2 protein-coding genes are annotated in these 1,640 nt (G+C 66.2%); both read left to right on the top strand.

Features of this window, described 5'->3' with window-relative positions; translation table 11 throughout:
• On the top strand, positions 1-250 hold a 250-nt coding region (locus QMZ05_RS40795; protein ID WP_353705884.1), incomplete at its 5' end, for an oligopeptide/dipeptide ABC transporter ATP-binding protein.
• Positions 251-268: 18 nt separating this feature from the next.
• A partial coding sequence (locus QMZ05_RS40790; protein WP_353705883.1) for an ABC transporter substrate-binding protein occupies positions 269-1,640 on the top strand: 1,372 nt, incomplete at its 3' end.

Below are 1,640 nucleotides of genomic sequence, written 5' to 3'. Positions count from 1 at the left end.
TCCCTACACCATCGCGCTGCTGTCGGCCGAGCCGCGGCCGCTGCCGTCGGCGATGCGGCAGGAGAGCCGCATCGTGCTGCAGGGCGAGGTGCCGAGCCCGATCGATCCGCCGTCAGGCTGCCGCTTCCGCACCCGCTGCCCGCACGCGCAGCCGCTCTGCACCGAGCGTGTGCCGGAGTGGCGCGAGCTGAAGCCCGATCACTGGGTGGCCTGCCATTTCGCCGACCGCCCGAATTTTTCGCAGAACTAGCAATTGGAGATTCATGCCATGACAATGACGACCAGACGCGAGGCCATGGCGCTGATCTCGGGCGCATTGGCCGCCACCACGATCGGCGGCCGATCATTCGCACAAGGCGCGCCGAAGAAGGGCGGCACCTTGCGGATCTCGGCGCCCGCCAACCCGTCGAGCCTCGATCCCGCGACCGGCGGCGCCGGCTCCGACCACGCTTTCCTGTTCACGATGTACGACACGTTGACGGAATGGGAATTCGACACGCTGAAGCCGAAGCCGGGGCTTGCTGAGAGCTGGAAGTTCACCGATCCCACCACGCTGGTGCTCAACATCCGCTCAGGCGTCACGTTCCATGACGGCACGCCGCTCGATGCGGAGGCAGTGAAGTTCAACCTCGATCGCAATCGGAGCGATGCGAAGTCGAACATCAAGGCCGACCTGCTCTCGGTCGCCTCGGCCGAGGTCACCGGGCCGCAGCAGGTCACGCTGAAGCTGAAGACGCCGGACACCGCGCTGCCGGGCATCCTCTCCGACCGCGCCGGCATGATGGTGTCGCCGACGGCGCTGAAGGCGGCCGAGGGCGGCGTCGTGACGCGCAAGCCGGTCGGCGCCGGCGCCTATGCGTTCGTGAGCTGGGCTGATGGCGAGAAGATCGTGCTCAAGCGCAACGCGAAATACTGGAAGCCGGACCGGCCATATCCCGACGGCATCGAATTCTCGATCATTCCGGAACTGACGACGGGCGCGCGTTCGGTTTCGGCGGGCCAGAACGATCTGATCTATCAGCTGCCGCCGCGGCAGAAGGCGATCATCGAGCGCGCCTCGAGCGTCAAGGTGGTGCACGGCCCGACGCTCTACGTGTTCCAGATCTTCCTGAACTGGGCCAAGCCGCCGTTCGACAACGTCAAGGTCCGCCAGGCGCTGAACTTCGCGATCGACCGCGAGTCCTTCGTCAAGGCAGCGCTCGCCGGCCTCGCCGAACCCGCCTACGTGAACCTGCCGAAGTCGCACTGGGCCTATGATGCCGAGGTCGCAAAACTCTATCCCTACGATCCGGGCAAGGCGCGCAAGCTGCTCGCGGAGGCCGGCTTCAAGGAGGGCACCCCGATCGAGATCGGCGGCTATTCGGACCAGGATTCGGTGCAGCGCGAGGAGATCCTGATCGAGCAGTTCCGCAAGGCCGGCATGAATGTGCGCTTCGTCAACGCGCCGATCGCGGAAGCCTCCGCCGCATTCTTCGGTCCGGAGAAGAAGGGCTCCGGCCTGCTGGCGGCCTGGACCGGCCGGCCCGATCCTAGCCTGACCTATTCGCTGATGTTCACCAAGGACGCCTATTACAATGGCGGCCGCGCGCCGGTCCCGCCGGAGCTCGAGGTCGCGATCAAGGACTCGCGCGCCTCTGAAG

The organism is Bradyrhizobium sp. INPA03-11B, assembly GCF_040446015.1.
Classification (GTDB): Bacteria; Pseudomonadota; Alphaproteobacteria; order Rhizobiales; family Xanthobacteraceae; genus Bradyrhizobium; species Bradyrhizobium macuxiense_A.
Note: the sequence above shows the minus strand (reverse complement) of the source record. Positions and strands in the feature narration are given on the sequence as shown.